This is a genomic window from Ostreibacterium oceani (assembly GCF_009362845.1).
GTDB lineage: Bacteria > Pseudomonadota > Gammaproteobacteria > Cardiobacteriales > Ostreibacteriaceae > Ostreibacterium > Ostreibacterium oceani.
Genome location: NZ_WHNW01000004.1, coordinates 93,697 through 111,197 on the forward strand (window position 1 = coordinate 93,697; position 17,501 = coordinate 111,197).

Consider the following 17,501-nt stretch of genomic DNA (forward strand, 5'->3'; position numbering starts at 1 on the left):
GCTTTTTAGGTGGCTTAGCGATTGTTCCAATCAATGTGCTTGTTTGTTAGGTAAGAATGGCATATCGCTTGTTGTAATGCTGAGGCTAGTGGTTATTTATTGTTTCGTGTCGGTATTGTGTCGGGCGGTGGCTTGAAAAGTGGCTTTAAAGGTGGCTTGAAAGGCGTGTAGTGCGGCTAAAAAGTCGTTGTACTGTGTCTTATCGGTTATTGTACCATCGACGAAAGCCTCGTGAAAACGGGGCAACGAAAATTGGCTAATAATATTTGCGCCCATGCGAGGGAATCCTGCCTGAGCAATTTGCATGACAGAAGCCCCGCCAAATTGTCCAGGTGAGGTACTCAGTAATAGCATGGGTTTGTCGCCAAACATTTTGCGCTCCAGCCGCGATGTCCAGTCGTAGAGGTTTTTAAAAGCAGCCGCAAAGTTGCCATTGTGTTCGGCTAACGAAATGATAAAGCCATCGGCGGCTTGGAGTTCTGTGAGAAAGGCTTCGGCAGATTCGGCTTTGCCGATGGCCTTTTCCATATCTTCGCTAAATAGTGGACAAAGATAGTCATTGAGGTCTAAAACTTTTGCACTAACAGCTTTTTCGCTAACAGACGTAAGTTGGTTGGCAGCAAAAGTCACAAGCTGTTTGTTAATGGAGGTCGTGCTGGTGCTCGCAGCAAAGGCGACAACGGTTGTCGTTGTTTCCGTTGTCGTTGTTTCCGTTGTCGTTGTTTCCGTTGTCGTTACCGATGTCATGGATGCTCAGGGGTTGCTAAAATTGGGCACCATTATATCACGTGCCCTCAGTTAGACAATGCGCGTTCGCCGTGGCGTATTGATACGGTATTGATAACGTATTGATGCGGTGTTGATGGTGTTATTGGCGCAAAATGACGGGTGTGTTTTTTGTCAAATCGACAATTTGGCTAGGTTTGGCGTGACCGCCTAGCGGCGCATCGATAAAATATTCAACCCACTGCGCAAAAACTTGCTTGGCTTCGTTAAGGTTAGCCACAGGTGGCTTGCCACTGATATTAGCGCTGGTCGAGATGAGCGGTGCGTTGAGCGCGTCGCATAAGGCCACGATAATTGGGTGCTCACTGATGCGGATGGCAATCGTCTCATGGTTGCCAGTTACTAATGCAGGGCAGTTGCTAGATTTGGGCAGTAAACAGGTGACAAATCCTGGCCAAAGGTCGTCTAGTTGGCTGCGTTGTACCGCATTAATCGTGATATAGGGTTCGATTTGTGAGAATTGACTGGCGACCAAAATAAGCCCTTTGTCGGCGGGTCGGGATTTGGCTTGTAGGAGTTTTTGAATGGCGCTGGGTGATTGGGGGTCGCAGCCTAATCCCCATACACCCTCAGTGGGATAGCAAATAACGCCAGCTTGCCTGATAATAGTAACGGCGTCGTTTATCTGTGTCGCTATCTGTGTCGCTATTTGTGTCGAGGTTTGATTTGTTGTTTGTTTGTCTTTTTGATTAGGCGAGCTTGTCATGGTGTGATTGGGTGTGGTGTAATTGGTTGTGGTGGTTATTGATCTAGCTTTTTGGCTGATTTTTTTCCTTTTTTGCCTTTTTTTGTTCAGCGTGCTGGGCTTTTAGGGCTTTTTTGTCGCCTCTGATATGGCTGGGTTTGCGTGGGTAAAATGCTGATTCGCCAGTAGGTCGTGTTTTAAAACGGCGGTGTACCCAGTAATATTGGGCCTCAAAGCCAGTCAGTAAGGTTTCAATCGCTTGGTTCATGGCGTTGGCGGCGACAGCCTCATCAATGAGTTTGTCAGTAGGGATTTCTGGCAAAAAACGGATTTCATATTGACCAGTTTGCGCGTTACGAAAACCAGCGACAGGGATGACGGCGGCGTTGGTTTTGCGTGCGATTTTGGCATATAACGGCAGTGTGTAAGCATCGACCCCAAAAAACGGCGCAAACACGGCGGGTGCGCGACTGCCAAAGTCTTGGTCGGCTGCGTACCAGACGCATTGGCCTGCTTGTAGCTGGGTGATTAATGCGCGCATATTGCTTTGTTCAATCGCGCCTTGGCTATGTAATATTCGCCGCCGTGAAACGATGTAATCCAGCACGGGATTTTTCATCTTGCGGTACATAAAATACGTGGGGAATTTTAGCGTGACCATAGGCGCACCAAAATCAATATGGGTGGTATGCATGCCGAGTAGTAACACGCCTCGGTTTTCTTTGAGCGCATTGCTGACATGATAATCATCGACAAAATGAATCTTATGGGCAAAGCGCTCAGCAGGCAAAAACCAGCCCATCGCCATTTCAAATATACCTTTGCCTAGGGCATCTACATGCTGATTGAATAAATCAGTGGTATTGAGTGACGATTGTGAAAAACAGTGTTCAAGATTGGTTTTGACGACCAGCATACGATAGGGCATGGTGATTTTCATTAGGCGACCGAGCCCGCTGCCTATGGCCATTAAACCGTGATAGGGTAATACACGGACCAGTAACCATAAAATACCAACCGCTAACCAACTACCCCAATGTTTTGGGTGCAGGAGTTTGCGGTCAAATGGCGGGGTATTCTCTGGCATAGGTATTTGGGTAGTTGGTCGGTGGTTGGTCGGTGGTTGGTCGGTGGTTAGTTGGTCTTTTAGGTCATGATTGTTTTGCGTTTTTTTGGTTATTTTTTGATGCAAATGCGTCGTGTTAGCGTGTGCCATCTTACCGTAATAATGTCAATTGATAAAGTGCTTGGTTGCGGGTTGAACTATTCAACAAAAAACAGAGTCCTTTTAACGTGTAAAGCGATTCAAACTACAAAGCCAGATCAACCTTGGGATTTGCATGAACCTTCATTGCAGTATGCTCTCAAAAAAACACTGTAAACAGCCCGATAAAATTCTATAAGTTAGGCGGGATCTGGCATTGGCGACGTTAAAACATTATAAACAATTCACCTAAAAACAGCCGACAAAATGCGTTGAACGCGCTATAATTGACCATAGTTGAAATTAAAACAACAAAGCAGCGGGCTGGGGTGCAAGATGACAAGTGATAGCGAGAAAATGACTGAGGTATTGCCAAGCGATAACTTGCAAGCAACAGGGGATACAGCAGAGGATGCAGAAGTGGGCGCAGTAGCGGGGGCAGTGGGCGATTTTCATCAGGGAAGCGCACGAGATAGCGAGCGAAATAGCGAGCAAAATGCGGACACTCCAGATATTGCCGACATCGCCGATATAGTCGTTATTGGTGCAGGGCCTGCTGGATTGAGTTTTTGCAAGTCGTTGGCCGACAGTGGGTTATCCATTACGTTGGTCGAGCAACATGACCAAGAGACGCTAGCCAACCCACCACCCGATGGGCGCGAGATTGCCTTGACACACGTCTCTCAGCAAACGCTACAAGCATTAGGGGCGTGGGATTATCTACCCGCCGCGGATAAATACTACCTACGCCAAGCCAAAGTCATTGACGGCGATTCGCCTTATACGTTGCATTTTCCAACACCAGACAAGGCATTGGGGCAAGCCACAGACACGTTGGGTTATTTAATCTCTAATCACAATATACGCCGCGCGCTTTATGCGCAGTGTAAAAATCAACCCAATCTCACGTTTAAAACGGCCACGCGTGTTCATTCGGTTACAAGTAATCGTGAGATGGCGACCGTGACGCTAGCCAACGGCGATACGGTTCGTGCGCGATTGGTGGTTGCCGCCGATAGTCGATTTTCGGCAAGCCGTCGACAGATGGGGATTAGCACCCAAATGCAGGATTTTGGTCGCACGGTGGTTGTTTTTCGTATGCAGCATACCCTGAGTAATGAAAGCACCGCGACCGAATGCTTTTATTACGGACAGACGCTGGCGATTTTACCCCTGACTGAAAAGCTCTCCTCGATTGTGATTACCATTGATAGTGCTAGCGCGCATGAGATACTGGATGTGTCGCCCGACGCGTTACGGCGATTAGTGATTAAGCAATTGGATGCAAAGCTGGGCGATATGCATTTGATTGGTGAGCGCCATAGTTATCCGCTGGTTGGCGTGCATGCCAATCGATTTTATAGCCAGCGGTATGCGTTAATCGGTGACGCGGCGGTGGGAATGCATCCCGTGACGGCGCATGGATTTAATTTAGGACTGCAAAGCCAATCTCTGTTAGCTGAATTGATTTTGGCTGCCAATCGCGACGGCAAAGATATTGCAAACCCTGAATTATTGCGCGAGTATGATCGCAAGCATCGCCGTCATACACTGCCGCTTTATTTGGCAACCAATGTTATTGTGAAATTATTCACCACTGAGACCCCGCCTGCAAAAATCGTGCGTAAATTCGCGATTCGCGCAGGTAATGTATTGTTGCCGTTTAAAAAAATAGTCAGCAAGCAATTGACTGGGTAGTGGGTAAAGTGAGTGCGTAAAGTGAGTGCGTATAGACGATGCCTTGTGTTAGCGTCTCTTGGATACCGAACAATCACCCCCAATGAATACACTAACCTATGCCGTGTTAAACCACCAATGCGTACCCTTGGCTAATTCACCTCGGTCAAGCTTCTGTCAAATTTGCTAGATATTCGTCTCCTGTAATAAGGGGAATAAGTCTAGTCAATACGCTTTCAAAGACGCCGGGTTCCGCTTTGGCGATAAATTTAATTTTTCTATGTCGGTAGTCCAATGTCTGGATTAAATTGCTGGCAACAACCGATGGTTGATCTAAACCAGTAATCAATACTTCGGTTTGAGTATGTCGAATGCTAGTGCTAATTGGGCAACAGATAAGCAAGCCACAAGCTTTGCTATATGCTTTGCTAGACAATATAAGTGCTGGACGATATTTACCAATCTCTTTACCTTTAGTCGGTTCAAAATCAAGCCAGACAATATCGTTTCTATCGGGCAAGTATGTCATTCATCAATCTCTTTGCCTGCGGGATTGGTCAGTAAATCAGCATGAGAGTTATCGACTGTTATGCCTTTGATTAAGTCAGCTTCTTTAAATGGCCATTTATTTTTTCTATTAACAGCACTAACTGTTAATACGTGATTCTCTTCATCTAATGACAATGTGACCTCACAGCCATAATTAATTCCCAGCCCTTTGGCGATTTCCTGATTAATTCTTAGACCCAGTCCGTTGCCCCACTTGGTTATTTTGCCTGTGATTTGCATTTCTATTACTCAATAGTCACTAATAAATATAGTATACACATGTATATACTATATAGCAAATATTGGCGCCTGATCTCCCCTTTATCAAGTAACTTACCCCATCAGATTATTGCCAACCCAACCGCCATTTTTGGCGATAGCTGGCAAACAGTTGGTGATTGCTGATGATTACTGATGATTGCTGATGTCGGCTGATGTCGGCTGATGTCGGCTGGTAGCCCTATTTTTTGTTGAATCTCGGCAAGCCCCAATTATGATAAACCGCCGTCATTCTGATGCCAAAAATGGTAGATAACGTGATGGGATAAGCGATTTCACGGGCGATATTGAGATGAAGTAGGATGAGCAAGATGCCCGCACCAATTAAACTGGCGGTGATGTAGATTTCTTTGTGTAAAACCAGCGGTATTTCATTGCAGATAATATCACGCATGATGCCGCCAAAAGATGCGGTGGTAACGCCCATAATGACCGCAATAAATGGGGTGAATTGATTGAGCAAAGCGACTTCTACGCCAATCACCGTAAATGCCGACAAACCAATAGCGTCAAATACACGCAACGGTCGCTCAATTTTGATGATTTGGCGATAAAAAATCAGTGTGAGTAGCGCGCAGACGAAAATAACAATCAGGTAAGTGGGGTTAACCAGCCAAAAAATGGGGTGGTTATTGAGGAGTAAATCTCTGACTGTGCCACCACCGACAGAGGCAACTGTGGCGATAAGTAGCACCCCAAAAACATCCAGGCCTTTGCGAATCGCCAAAATTGAACCCGCTGTGGCGCAAGCGGCAATCCCGATTAAATCGAGTGAGGTAATAAGGGTTTCGATAGTCATGAGGTTATTGTGATAATTTTTTTAGCGATTGCAACAGTTGTAATGCTTGCAACGGGGTGGTGTTTTCGATTTCGATGCCATCAAGCGTGTTTTTTATCGCTTCATATTCAGGGGGTAAATTGACATTAAAAAGTGTCATTTGTGCGCTGGGTGTTTGCTTGGGTGTTTTTTTGCGTGGTTGTCCGTGCGGTTGTCCGGGTGGGTTGGATTGGCTGTCACTGGTGTTGTTTTTGTCGCTTTGGCTAAATTGGGCGAGCAATTGCTGCGCTTCGTCGATGACAGCGGGCGCGACACCTGCGATTTTGGCCACATGTAGCCCGTAACTCTTACTCGCGGCGCCAGGCTTGACGTGGTGTAGGAAAACGATATCCCCGCCACTGTCAACGGCATCCAAATGCAGATTAAATAGCGTAGGGTGCGTCTCGGTGAGCGCGGTCATTTCGAAATAATGCGTGGCAAATAGGGTGAGGGATTGGTTGTGCGTCGCTAAATACTTGGCGCTGGCCATCGCAAGCGATAGTCCGTCATAGGTTGAAGTGCCGCGTCCTACTTCGTCCATCAACACCAGCGAGTGAGGTGTTGCATGGTTTAGGATGGTTGCGGTTTCGGTCATTTCAACCATAAACGTGGATTTGCCAGCGCTAACGTCATCGCTGGCGCCAATACGGGTGAAAATACGATCGATATGACCAATATCGGCCGTATCGGCGGGGACAAAGCTACCGATGCGTGCCATGAGGCAAATTAAGGCCGTTTGCCGCATATACGTTGATTTACCGCCCATGTTTGGCCCTGTGATAATCGCCAAGCTTTGCTGACCATCCAAATGGGTATCGTTGGGGATAAATGGTGTGGTTGTATAGGCCTCGACAACAGGATGCCGCCCATTTTTGATATGGATGCCCGTGTTATCGCTTAATTGAGGGCGGCGATAGGCTAGCGTCTGGGCGCGTTCTGCTAAATTGCTGAGGGAATCAATGCTGGCGATGGCGTTGGCAAGCGCTCTGAGTCCTTGGGTTTGTTGTTGCAAATCCATGACGAGGCGTTCGTATAAGGTTTTTTCTAACGAGATGGCCTTGTCTGCAGCGGATAATACGTTGTCCTCGAAACTTTTTAGCGTCTCGGTAATGTAGCGTTCTGCATTTTTTAGCGTTTGTCGGCGCGTGTATTCGGCAGGGATTTCAGTGCCACTGGCTTTGCTGATTTCGATGTAATAACCGTGCACGCGGTTGTAGCCGACTTTTAGATTGGGGTTACCAGTGCGGGTTTTTTCTTGGGTCTCATAGTCTAATAAAAACTGGTTGGCGGTCGAAGACAAGGTGCGTAATTCGTCCAAGGTGGCATCGTAGCCTGTGTTAATCACACCGCCTTCGCGGGTGTGTGGCGCAGGCTCTGGGTAAATCGCGCGCGCAAGGAGGGCTGCCATGTCATCGAATGCGCCTAGTTGTTGCTTTGCTGCATTCATCAGCGTGCTGTTTGCCGACGTGAGGGTTTGCGTTAATTCGGGTAGTTGTTGTAGGCTGTCCCGTAGCGACGCTAAATCTTTGGGGCGAACAGTGCCTAGCCCGATACGCGCGGCAATGCGTTCGATATCGGCGATGCCTTTTAATTGTTGTTTTAGCTGGTCGTTATCAATGGCGGTTTGCAGTATATCGATGCTGTCATAGCGCTGGTTTAATTGCGTATTGCTAATCAGTGGCTGCGAAATCCAGCGGTTAAGCAAACGGCTGCCCATTGCGGTTGCGCATTTGTCCAAGACACCCAATAATGAAAAAGCTTTGTTACCTGCGTGATTGTGGGTGAGCTCCAAATTTCGCCGTGTAATAGCGTCTAACACCACATAATCACGGTGGGGCGTTTTTTTGGGTAAATCGAGTTGGGGTTTGGTTTGACGGTGGGTGTTTTGTAGGTAGTAAACCAATACACCCGTGGCAACGGTCTCATGGTCGCTGAGCTCTAGTTGTTCTAGGTGGCGCAGTTGATAAAAGTCGCATAATTGTTGTGTTGCTGTTGTGCGATTAAAGTGCCATTCGGGGAGTTTGGTCGTTTGGTAGCTAGCAAAACTCGTCGCCCATTCTGTTTCGCAATAAAGTAATTCAGCGGGCGTGATTCTGGCGAGTTCGTTTTCTAATTCGGCAATGTCGTTTAGCGTAATCACGTGGCAGGAAGCGGCGCCAAGTTCGGTGTATGCAATAACAGGCTGGTGGAGGTTAAACACACACGCCAACACATTGTCGCGGGTAGCATCTAGCAAGTTTTCATCGCTAATGGTGCCAGGCGTAATAATACGGGTTACTTTGCGTTCGACAGGGCCTTTGCTGGTATTTGGATCGCCGACTTGTTCGCAAATGGCGACCGATTGGCCTTTGCCAATGAGTTTGGCAAGGTATTGATCGACGCTGTGAAAGGGTACGCCTGCCATCGGGATGCGTTCACCCGCGCTTTTTCCACGATAGGTTAGGCTAATACCCAGCAATTCGTGGCCGCGAATGGCATCATCAAAGAACATCTCATAAAAGTCACCCATTCGATAAAAGACAAGCATGTCATCAAATTCGGCCTTGATACGCAAGTATTGCTGCATCATGGGTGTATGCTCGTGATGGTTGGTAGGGGGTTGTTTTGCGTTCATTGTCGGTTGTTGTGTAACCATCGGTTGGTGAAAAGCGTATAGACTAGCAAATTTATGCAGTATTTTCTTCTATTTTTCGTTAAAATATCCCAATGAGAGACGATGAAGACGCGGTTAAACCAGTCATACCTGAACGCGACCGTGAATACCGCATTACCCTACTGATGTTGATGGCGTTAATTTTATTACCTGCCTCTATTGCTAGCTATACGATTGCGCTGATTGCTATTATTAAAAGCACTTATTCAGTCACAGCAACGGATTATCTATTGCCCGCGCCACTCACAGGGATTTTAGTTGCGTTGTGCATCACAGGCTACCTCGCAGTGCATTGGGTCGTGATGATCAAGTTTTATCGTGCGATTGAGCGCCAAATCATCGGTTGGATGAATTTTTTTCGGGTTTATGGGTTGTTGGTAATCAATCTATCGGTCTTGGTGTTTACGGTGCTGTTTGACTTGTATCAACTGCCGATTTATATGGTACCGATTATGCTGCTGGGGATTAATGGCTATTTGGTCTATTTACGCTATCGCTTACTGACGGGTTTTCCGTTAGAATAGCCGCCTATGAATCAGTCTATAAATCAGTCTATGAATCAGCCGATGAATCCAATAAAAAAGCCTGCGCCTGTAAAAGCGGAGCCTGTGAAAACAGTGACCATTTTAGGCGCAACGGGATCGATTGGTACGCAAGCACTGGATGTGATTGCAAAGCATCCCGATAATTTCACGGTGTTTGCGCTTACGGCGGGGAATAATACGGCGTTATTGTTGCAGCAGTGCATTGCATTTATGCCACAATATGCGGTGGTCAGTGAGACGGCTGATGTGAAATCGCTAGTGGCGCAATTTGCCGCACACCATTTGCCCACCCAATTATTAGTCGGTGCTGAGGCGTTATGTGAAGTCGCTGCTGCGAGCGAGGTGACGCATGTTGTTGCGGGGATTGTTGGCGGTGCGGGGTTGCCGTCTATTCATGTGGCGGTCAAGGCTGGCAAGGTGGTTTTGCTGGCTAACAAGGAATCACTGGTCATGACAGGGGAAATACTACTTGCCGAGGCGGACAAAAACCACGCGACCATTTTGCCCTTAGACAGCGAGCATAATGCGCTTTTTCAGTGTTTGCCCATCGCACAAGGCTTGCGCCGAGAAACCTTATCACAAGCAGGTGTTGCCAAGCTAGTACTAACCGGTTCTGGCGGTCCGTTTCGTGAGTTACCGCTAGATGCACTGGCGCATCAGCTGCCTGAAGCAGCTTGCAAACACCCCAATTGGTCTATGGGACGAAAAGTCTCGGTCGATTCAGCGACGATGATGAACAAAGGGCTAGAGTATATTGAAGCCAAACTCTTATTTTCGGCGGCAGATAGTCAGCTGGATGTGATTATTCATCCGCAGTCGATTGTGCATTCGTTGGTACAGTACAAAGACGGCACGTCACTTGCCCAGCTAGGCTACAGTGATATGCGCGTACCGATTGCGCATGCCTTGGCTTATCCTGCACGTCTCGAATCAGGCGTGGCGTCGATTGATTTAACCCAATGTCAGTTAACGTTTGAGCCGGTTGATTACCAGCGATATCCCTGTTTACAGTTAGCCATCGAAGTCGCTAACGAAGCCGCGCTCACGACGATACTCACGGCGGCTAATGAAGTCGTCGTCGAGGCGTACCTCAATCATCAAGTGGATTTTGGTGATATTCATGTCGTTGTGAAACAAACGTTAGATACTTGCGATACACTGACGATTGATGGTATTGATGCTGTGTTAGCGCAAGATCAGTTGGCGCGTCAGCAAGCCAACCGACTAATCAAACAAAAACTAAATTAATTAAAAAACAGGTTGATATGATTGAATGGATAAACACGCTGCCTAATCCTTTGGTGGCCATTGTTGGCTTTATTGTGACCATTTTGTTTTTGGTGAGCATCCATGAGTACGGGCATTTTTGGATGGCACGGCGATTTGGTGTGCGTATCGAGAAATTTTCAATCGGCTTTGGTAAACCGATTATTAGTTGGCGTGGAAAACGCGACAATACCGAATATTGCTTGGCATGGATACCGCTGGGTGGTTATGTCAAGATGTACGGCGAAAACGTCAGCGAATTAGAAAAACTGGGTGAAGACAGCCATACCCCTCATCAGGGGAATGATAGTATTGACGCTAGCGACTATAGTGATTATAGCGATATTGCTTGTGATGTGTCGCAGACAGCGCAGTCAACACAGGCAGCGCAGGCAGCGGGGGGCAGTTTTTCTGCATTGCCGCCGTACAAGCGTTTGCTGATTGCGCTGGCAGGTCCTGCCGTGAATTTGGTATTTGCGGTGTTTGCCATTTGGCTGCTGTTTGTCATTGGTGTGGCGGGAGATAAGCCACAAATAGGAGAAATCCAGCCCAATTCAGTGATGGCCAATACACCGATTGCTGCCGGCGATAATATTGTCGCTATTGACGGCAAAACCATTGTCACCGTGGGCGATGCCAATATCTATTTGGTAAAAGGTCTAGGCAATGCGGTGGTGGATATTGTCGTTGAGGATACCAGTGGTCGGGTGAAGCAAGCGGCCATTAATATGGCAGAATTACCTAAGGGTAGCGAACAACAGATTACTCAGGCGCTAGGGTTTAATTGGGCAGTCGTTGATGCAATTAAAAATGCGCCCATTATCATCGGGGTGGTGCAGGAAAACTCGGCGGCAAGCCACGCGGGTTTGGTGGTAAACGATGAAATTGTCGCCGTCAATGGGCAACCCATCAGCCAATGGACGCAGTTTGTCGATGTTGTCAAAAGTCACCCAAATAGCGCGTTGGCACTCAGTATTATTCGAAAGGACGAAGAAAAAAACCTGACACTAACGCCACAAACACACCCAGAAAATAGCAACTGGGGCTATGCAGGCGTCAGCCCTGCTTTTGATGAATCGGCTTATGAAAAATACCAAGTCGTTAAGCAATACGGGGCGTTAGCCGCGATACCCCAAGCCGTGCGTTATAACTATGATCAAGCCGCATTGCTGCTGAAAACGTTGGGTCGCATGATCACTGGCAAGGCCTCTATCGAAAATATGGGTGGACCAATTACAATTGCAGATTTTTCAGGCAAAACGATTAAATTAGGCTACGAAGTGTATTTTAATTTTTTAGCGGCGATTAGCTTGACATTGGCGGTGATGAATTTATTACCAATACCCGTCTTAGACGGTGGGCATATCGTGATGTGCTTGGTTGAAATGGTCAAAGGCAAACCGTTGTCAGAGAAAACGGTCGGCGTTTTGATGCGCATAGGGCTTGCGGTGCTATTGAGTTTTATGCTGTTGGTCATTAGCGTGGATTTGTGGCGGTATTTAATTGCTTGAATTTCTTTTGTAGGTCAGCAGGTTTAAAAGCCACTAAAGAAAGCGCCAAAATAAGCACCAAAATGTAACTGGCATGATACATGTTGTTTATATGGGTTGTTATAATTCTCCCCACGTTTAAATTAATTCGTCAATTTTTAGGAGTTTGACCATGAAAAAAATACTATTAGCCGCCGTCGCCGTCGGGGTGACACTTAATATTCACGCTGCAGAGCTGAGCACTGATGACCAAAAAATTTCTTATGCGGTAGGGACGCAAATTGGTGAAACGCTGAAAAATAGCGTTAATGGACCAATAGAGTTAAACCAAGACGCATTGTTTGCGGCAATTTCTGATGCGTTGGCAGGCGAGACGCCTAAGCTTTCAGCCGAGGAGATGAATCAAGTCATGCAAACGTTCTCTCAAAAAGCCATTGAACACCAAAAAACGCAAGCCGCAGAAGCAGCAGCTAAAAACAAAGCAGAAGCCGACGCATTACTCGCTGAAAACCAAGCCAAAGACGGCGTTGTTGTGACTGATTCTGGGCTACAATACCTTGTCGTTAGTGAAGGTAATGGCGACAAGCCAACCGCAGAAGATACGGTTCGCGTTCATTACAAAGGGACATTTGCCGATGGGACTGAATTCGACAGTTCGTATAGTCGAGGCGAGCCAGCTGAATTTCCTGTCAATGCGGTTATTCCAGGCTGGGTAGAGGCACTGCAATTGATGTCAGAAGGCGGTAAATTTGAGTTGGTTATTCCGCCTGAGTTGGCCTATGGCGATCAAGGTCCTGCGAATATCGGACCTAGCCGTGCGTTAAAATTTGAAGTTGAGCTGATTGAAATTGTCAAACCAGACAATGCAGCAGCCGAAGCAGCCGAAGCAGCCAAAGCAGTTACAGAAGCTGCTGTAGAAACTGCTACAGATGCTGCTAAGGGTGCAGCAGATGCCACAGCCGAAGCGGCCAAAGACGCAATGGACGCGACCAAAGAGGCAGTAAAAGAAGCAGCGAAATAAACAGCGAAATAAACAGCGAAATAAGCAGCAATCACGCTTTTACCGACAATTAGCGTAATAAAAGCCCCTGATGCTTAGGCATTGGGGGCTTTTATTTTGTGCCAATGTTAGGTCGGTGGTTTAACTTGCTTGTCTTTGTTACTGGGTTAGGTAAAATAAGGGTTGTGCTGAAATAATTTGTGCCGATGTGCCTGAGTCAATTTGTTTGGATTAACTTGTTTGGATTAACTTGTTTGAGCCGATTTATACAATGGTTGATGGCCCAAGGGGTTTATATCTAAAGGGGTTGATGGCTAAAGGGTTAACGGTCAGTTGAGAGAGGAGAAATAGAATGAATGATTTTCGTGTGATGTGTCGCCGTTTCAGTCGCGCAGGTCTTGTGTTTTTTATGCTGTTGTCAGGTTGTGTCTCGACAGATGATGCAAGCACCAACGCTAAAAACACAGCAGAAACTGGGGCGGCGGAAAAAGCAGCGGGGAATGCAGCGGGTAATTCAGGGGTCGATGGAACGTATTATGCACGGCTACCCTGTGCAGATTGTCCAGGTGTCCGCGTTGACTTAGTCTTGTCAGGTGACGGTTTTTATGAAGCGATGTTAGCGACAGTAGGCGCTGAAGACGAAGCTGTTTTTCAGTCTGGGCAATGGGTGCAAGCAGATAATCGCGTACAACTGATGCCATCGAACAGTGAGTCAGCTGGCGAAAATGCGGGAGAAAACACAGAAAAATCACCCAATTCACCTGACTCACCTAACGCTGGGATGAGTGCATTGAGCACGACTTCACAGTTTCAAATAGACAATAACGGCTTGATATTACTCAACGCGGCGGGTCAACCTTATGATGGTGATGCGGCGAATGCATATCGATTTGAAAGAAAATAAACATAATCATATTAAGGTCGTTAGGGGTTGAAATCGGACGCCTAATTGACCTAACTGATTATTAAACAAAAACTAAACAACTAAACAACTAACTAAATAAATAAGAGGTTTTATGTTTGAGCAATTGTCCGCAGTTCCAGGCGATCCTATCCTACAATTGATTGAGATGTATCGACAAGATACCAACCCACAAAAGATTGATGTCGGTGTCGGTGTGTTTAAAAATGCAGAGGGCGAAACGCCGGTTATGCGTGCCGTCTCTATTGCCGAACAACAATTGCACGATACCCAGGCGACCAAAGCCTACGTGGGTATTGCGGGTGATGCTGATTTCAATGCCGCAATGCGAGCGTTGGTTTTCGCTGATAGCGTTGATTATGCGCGCGTTCAGGCGTTGCAAACGCCAGGTGGCAGCGGTGCATTGCGGGTTTGTGCAGAGATGTTGTACGAGGTAATGCCAGATAGCACGGTGTGGATGAGTGATCCAACATGGGGGAATCATCGTCCAATTTTTGAAGCAGCAGGGTTTACCGTCAAGCATTACCCCTATTTTGATCCGGCTACGCGCATGGTCGATGAAGCGCGTATGCTGGCAGCATTAAACGAGCTAGGTCAAGGCGATATTGTTTTATTGCATGGCTGCTGTCATAACCCAACAGGCTCAGACTTGTCTTTTGCGGCTTGGGATCGCGTGGCAGAGATAGCGAGTCAGCGTGGGTTTTTGCCGTTTATTGATTTGGCGTACCAAGGCTTTGGCGACGGTCTTGATGCTGACCTATACGGGATACGTCAACTAGCCAAGCATGTCGATGATATGATTGTCACGAGTTCGTGCTCTAAAAACTTTGGTTTGTACCGCGATCGCGTTGGTTGCGCATTGGTGTTGGCAAAAAATGCAGCAGCAGCAACGGTTGTCAAAGGACGGCTAGCTATTGCAGCGCGGGTGTCTTATTCGATGCCACCCGATCATGGTGGGGCGATTGTTGGCATGATACTGAATGATGCGACACTGCGTGAACAATGGGAAGATGAATTAACGGAGATGCGCAATCGTATCTTGAGTTTGCGTCAGCAATTGGCCGATAGAATGCGAGACATTACTGGTACGCCCAAATGGGATTTTATCGCTAGGCATCGCGGTATGTTTTCGCTGCTTAGTTTGGATAAATCGCAAACTGATAAATTAATCCATGATTATTCTATTTATATTGTCAATGGCGGACGAATTAATATCGCAGGTCTGCGTGATGAGGCGCAAATTAATCGATTTGCTGATGCGCTAGCAGAGGTAACTAAATGATAAATTTCTATTTAATTAGCGATTTGTTTCTTTGATTAAATAGAAAGCCTCGATAGTCAGCGTGGTGAATTAACGCATGCAATGTAAGGTTACCCACCTGCGTCAATGGGTTCAGCGCTGGCTGTTACGGTTTATTATTTTGGTGTTGGTTATTGCTATAGTGGCAGCACTATTAGATTATCGTGTCACGGTCAGCGCCAAACCAGAACAATACGACAGGGTGCAGGACATTCCCCATCATTCGGTGGGGTTGCTGCTAGGGACGAGCAAATACCTCACGTCAGGCCGCGTCAACGCCTATTACCAACACCGTATCAATGCCACTGTGGCGCTCTATCAGGCGCAAAAAATAGACTACGTGTTGGTGAGCGGCGATAATGGTACGGTTTATTATAACGAACCCGTATCGATTCAGCAGGATTTGATTGCGGCAGGAATCCCTGCGTCGAACATTTATTTGGATTATGCCGGTTTTCGTACCTTAGATTCGGTGGTGCGTAGCCAAAAAGTCTTTGGGCAACAGCAGTTAACGATTATCTCACAGCCCTTTCACTCGGCGCGAGCGCTTTATATTGCCGAACATAACGGCATTGACGCTATTGCTTTTAATGCCAAGGATGTGCCGCTTAAATATGGGTTTAAGGTACAAGTTCGCGAGCGGCTTGCACGGATGAAAATGTTTTGGGACTTGTGGACGGGGCAGTCGCCTAAGTTTTTGGGTGAGCCGATTGAAATCCCCGCCAGTTGAACTGCCAGTCACCCCGCTAGTCACCGCTGCTAGTCGCCCCACTACTAAGTCGTATCGCTACTAGTGGTATCGCTACCAGCGCCATGCTTGGCAGCGATACGGCGAATAGATTGCAGTAATTGATTGCAGCAATCCATTACGCGTGTTTAGTTGACGGTGCTAGCCCAACCAAACACGAGGTTATTGATTTGTCGTTGTTTATTGATGCTGAGGTCTCTAGTAATGATAAGTGGGTTTTTTTCGTAAAAGCTGATCAATGCTAACTCGACCAGCGCCGAACACGATAATAACCAAAATTAATAAACCCCATACCACATGGTCTTCAAACCCTTTGGTGGGGAATACAATACTCGTTGGAATAAATCCCCAGACCGTTGTCATGGCGAATTCGCCCGCAGTCAGGGCTTTGTAAGAAAGCACGGCGACGATGTTAAAAACAAACAGAGCAAACGCCGACCAGCGCGTCAAAATGCCAAAAATAATCAGTAGCGGCAAGACAATTTCAGCGGTAGTGCCTAGCATAGCAGCTAGTTTAGGTGACAATAATGGTACGCTATATTCGTATTCGAATAGAAAAACGGTGGTGCTAAAATCCTGTAATTTTTGTAATCCAGCCCGCAAAAAAACACTGGCAACAAATAATCGGATGATCAGTAACGTAATACATTGAAAAGGTTTGGTTGCCATTTCACCAAAGTTTAAGAGTTTGTTGTAGCCGTTTTGTATGGGGTTCATAAAATGTCACCTAGTCGTTTATTAATAATTAAGTTAAATGATGCGTATTGTATTCGGATATGCCTTATTATACGCATATTGAATAAAAATGGTTTCTAAAGTGCATCGACAAATTATTTTGGCATCGTCATCGCCACGACGAAAAACCCTGTTAGGGCAGTTGGGTTTGGATTTTTCAGTTGTTGTCCCCGAAATCGACGAAAGTTGGGAAGCGCATCTTAACCAATCAAGCAAATTTGGGGAGGCAAATGGTAATGCGATACCCGACGGATTATCTGAAGGCTTGGCTGAAGGCTTGACTGAAGGTTTATCACAGGCAGGGTCTGAAAGACCTGAACGGTTATCTCGGTTTGCCTGCTATGCACAGCGATTAGCGATTGAAAAAGCCCAAACGGGGCTAGCCATGTTGGATGCCGATGTTAGGATGAAGTCGCAGCCGATTGTTATCGGCGCAGATACTTGCGGGGAGATTGATGGTAAACTATTGACCAAACCGTTGCATTATGAGGATGCAAAACGTATGTTAGAGACTTTGTCGGGTGAAACGCATCAGATTCATTCTGCGTATGCATTAGTGACGGCTGATAATAGGTTGTCACGAGTCGTTACTTCGCAGGTGACCATGAAGCCATTGACTAAAGAGGAAATAAAACGCTATTGGTTGACTGGGGAGCCATTGGATAAAGCAGGTGCTTATGCAATTCAAGGACTGGGTGCGCAATTCATTCGGCAGTTGGTTGGTAGCTATTCTGCGGTGATGGGGTTGCCTTTATTTGAGTTGGCACAAGATTTACAAAAACTCGGTATAGCGACATTGCCTATTGCGCCATTACCTATCGTGCCATTACCCCCGGAGGCTTAAC

The 17,501-nt window shown here is 46.8% G+C and carries 17 protein-coding genes; 9 read left to right on the forward strand and 8 right to left on the reverse strand.

What is annotated here, in order from left to right; all coding sequences use genetic code 11:
• Positions 1 to 96: 96 nt before the first annotated feature.
• The 3 genes from GCU85_RS04785 to GCU85_RS04795 form a co-directional block, all read right to left on the reverse strand.
• Positions 97 to 747: an NADPH-dependent FMN reductase gene (locus tag GCU85_RS04785; protein WP_152809907.1), complete on the reverse strand. Its 651-nt coding sequence runs from the start codon at positions 745 to 747 to the stop codon at positions 97 to 99.
• A 121-nt stretch (positions 748 to 868) separates the two neighbouring features.
• Complete coding sequence (locus tag GCU85_RS04790; protein ID WP_152809909.1) at positions 869 to 1,492, reverse strand: L-threonylcarbamoyladenylate synthase; 624 nt, start codon at positions 1,490 to 1,492, stop codon at positions 869 to 871.
• Between the two features lie 43 nt (positions 1,493 to 1,535).
• Positions 1,536 to 2,687, reverse strand: coding sequence for an LpxL/LpxP family acyltransferase (locus GCU85_RS04795; RefSeq protein ID WP_152809910.1), 1,152 nt, complete (start codon positions 2,685 to 2,687; stop codon positions 1,536 to 1,538).
• A gap of 324 nt (positions 2,688 to 3,011) precedes the next feature.
• Here GCU85_RS04795 and ubiM point away from each other — a divergent pair, with 324 nt between their 5' ends.
• A complete protein-coding gene (ubiM, locus tag GCU85_RS04800; RefSeq protein WP_235896227.1) occupies positions 3,012 to 4,373 on the forward strand; it encodes a 5-demethoxyubiquinol-8 5-hydroxylase UbiM in 1,362 nt (453 codons plus the stop codon).
• Between the two features lie 145 nt (positions 4,374 to 4,518).
• Here the strand turns inward: ubiM and GCU85_RS04805 are convergent, their stop codons facing one another.
• From GCU85_RS04805 to mutS, 4 genes are all read right to left on the reverse strand, one after another.
• Positions 4,519 to 4,881, reverse strand: coding sequence for a type II toxin-antitoxin system PemK/MazF family toxin (locus GCU85_RS04805; RefSeq protein WP_152809912.1), 363 nt, complete (start codon positions 4,879 to 4,881; stop codon positions 4,519 to 4,521).
• The gene (locus tag GCU85_RS04810; RefSeq protein WP_152809921.1) at positions 4,878 to 5,141 is read right to left on the reverse strand and encodes an AbrB/MazE/SpoVT family DNA-binding domain-containing protein; all 264 of its coding nucleotides are present in this window, start codon (positions 5,139 to 5,141) and stop codon (positions 4,878 to 4,880) included. The genes GCU85_RS04805 and GCU85_RS04810 overlap by 4 nt, the downstream gene beginning before the upstream one ends.
• Positions 5,142 to 5,361: 220 nt before the next feature.
• Positions 5,362 to 5,979: a trimeric intracellular cation channel family protein gene (locus tag GCU85_RS04815; protein WP_152809922.1), complete on the reverse strand. Its 618-nt coding sequence runs from the start codon at positions 5,977 to 5,979 to the stop codon at positions 5,362 to 5,364.
• 4 nt (positions 5,980 to 5,983) lie between these two features.
• Complete coding sequence (gene mutS, locus GCU85_RS04820) at positions 5,984 to 8,632, reverse strand: DNA mismatch repair protein MutS (RefSeq protein WP_235896228.1); 2,649 nt, start codon at positions 8,630 to 8,632, stop codon at positions 5,984 to 5,986.
• A 71-nt stretch (positions 8,633 to 8,703) separates the two neighbouring features.
• Between mutS and GCU85_RS04825 the strand changes: the two genes are divergently transcribed.
• The 7 genes from GCU85_RS04825 (at position 8,704) to GCU85_RS04855 (ending at position 15,903) form a co-directional block, all read left to right on the forward strand.
• A complete protein-coding gene (locus tag GCU85_RS04825) occupies positions 8,704 to 9,174 on the forward strand; it encodes a hypothetical protein (RefSeq protein ID WP_152809924.1) in 471 nt (156 codons plus the stop codon).
• A gap of 84 nt (positions 9,175 to 9,258) precedes the next feature.
• Positions 9,259 to 10,443: a 1-deoxy-D-xylulose-5-phosphate reductoisomerase gene (gene ispC / locus GCU85_RS04830; RefSeq protein ID WP_407944973.1), complete on the forward strand. Its 1,185-nt coding sequence runs from the start codon at positions 9,259 to 9,261 to the stop codon at positions 10,441 to 10,443.
• Positions 10,444 to 10,460: 17 nt separating this feature from the next.
• Positions 10,461 to 11,972: an RIP metalloprotease RseP gene (rseP, locus tag GCU85_RS04835; RefSeq protein WP_152809926.1), complete on the forward strand. Its 1,512-nt coding sequence runs from the start codon at positions 10,461 to 10,463 to the stop codon at positions 11,970 to 11,972.
• Positions 11,973 to 12,123: 151 nt separating this feature from the next.
• Complete coding sequence (locus tag GCU85_RS04840; protein ID WP_152809928.1) at positions 12,124 to 12,972, forward strand: FKBP-type peptidyl-prolyl cis-trans isomerase; 849 nt, start codon at positions 12,124 to 12,126, stop codon at positions 12,970 to 12,972.
• Between the two features lie 331 nt (positions 12,973 to 13,303).
• Complete coding sequence (locus tag GCU85_RS04845; RefSeq protein WP_152809930.1) at positions 13,304 to 13,855, forward strand: copper resistance protein NlpE N-terminal domain-containing protein; 552 nt, start codon at positions 13,304 to 13,306, stop codon at positions 13,853 to 13,855.
• A 112-nt stretch (positions 13,856 to 13,967) separates the two neighbouring features.
• Positions 13,968 to 15,155 carry an amino acid aminotransferase gene (locus tag GCU85_RS04850; RefSeq protein ID WP_152809932.1) on the forward strand — a complete coding sequence of 396 codons (1,188 nt, stop codon included), beginning with the start codon at positions 13,968 to 13,970 and terminating at the stop codon, positions 15,153 to 15,155.
• Between the two features lie 76 nt (positions 15,156 to 15,231).
• On the forward strand, positions 15,232 to 15,903 hold the full coding sequence (locus GCU85_RS04855) for a SanA/YdcF family protein (protein ID WP_152809934.1): 672 nt from the start codon (positions 15,232 to 15,234) through the stop codon (positions 15,901 to 15,903).
• A 216-nt stretch (positions 15,904 to 16,119) separates the two neighbouring features.
• Here GCU85_RS04855 and GCU85_RS04860 read toward each other — a convergent pair whose 3' ends face one another.
• A complete protein-coding gene (locus tag GCU85_RS04860; protein WP_152809936.1) occupies positions 16,120 to 16,638 on the reverse strand; it encodes a DoxX family protein in 519 nt (172 codons plus the stop codon).
• A gap of 100 nt (positions 16,639 to 16,738) precedes the next feature.
• On the opposite strand from GCU85_RS04860, the gene GCU85_RS04865 reads away from it, so the two are divergent.
• On the forward strand, positions 16,739 to 17,500 hold the full coding sequence (locus GCU85_RS04865; protein ID WP_218110545.1) for a Maf family protein: 762 nt from the start codon (positions 16,739 to 16,741) through the stop codon (positions 17,498 to 17,500).
• Position 17,501: the final 1 nt, after the last annotated feature.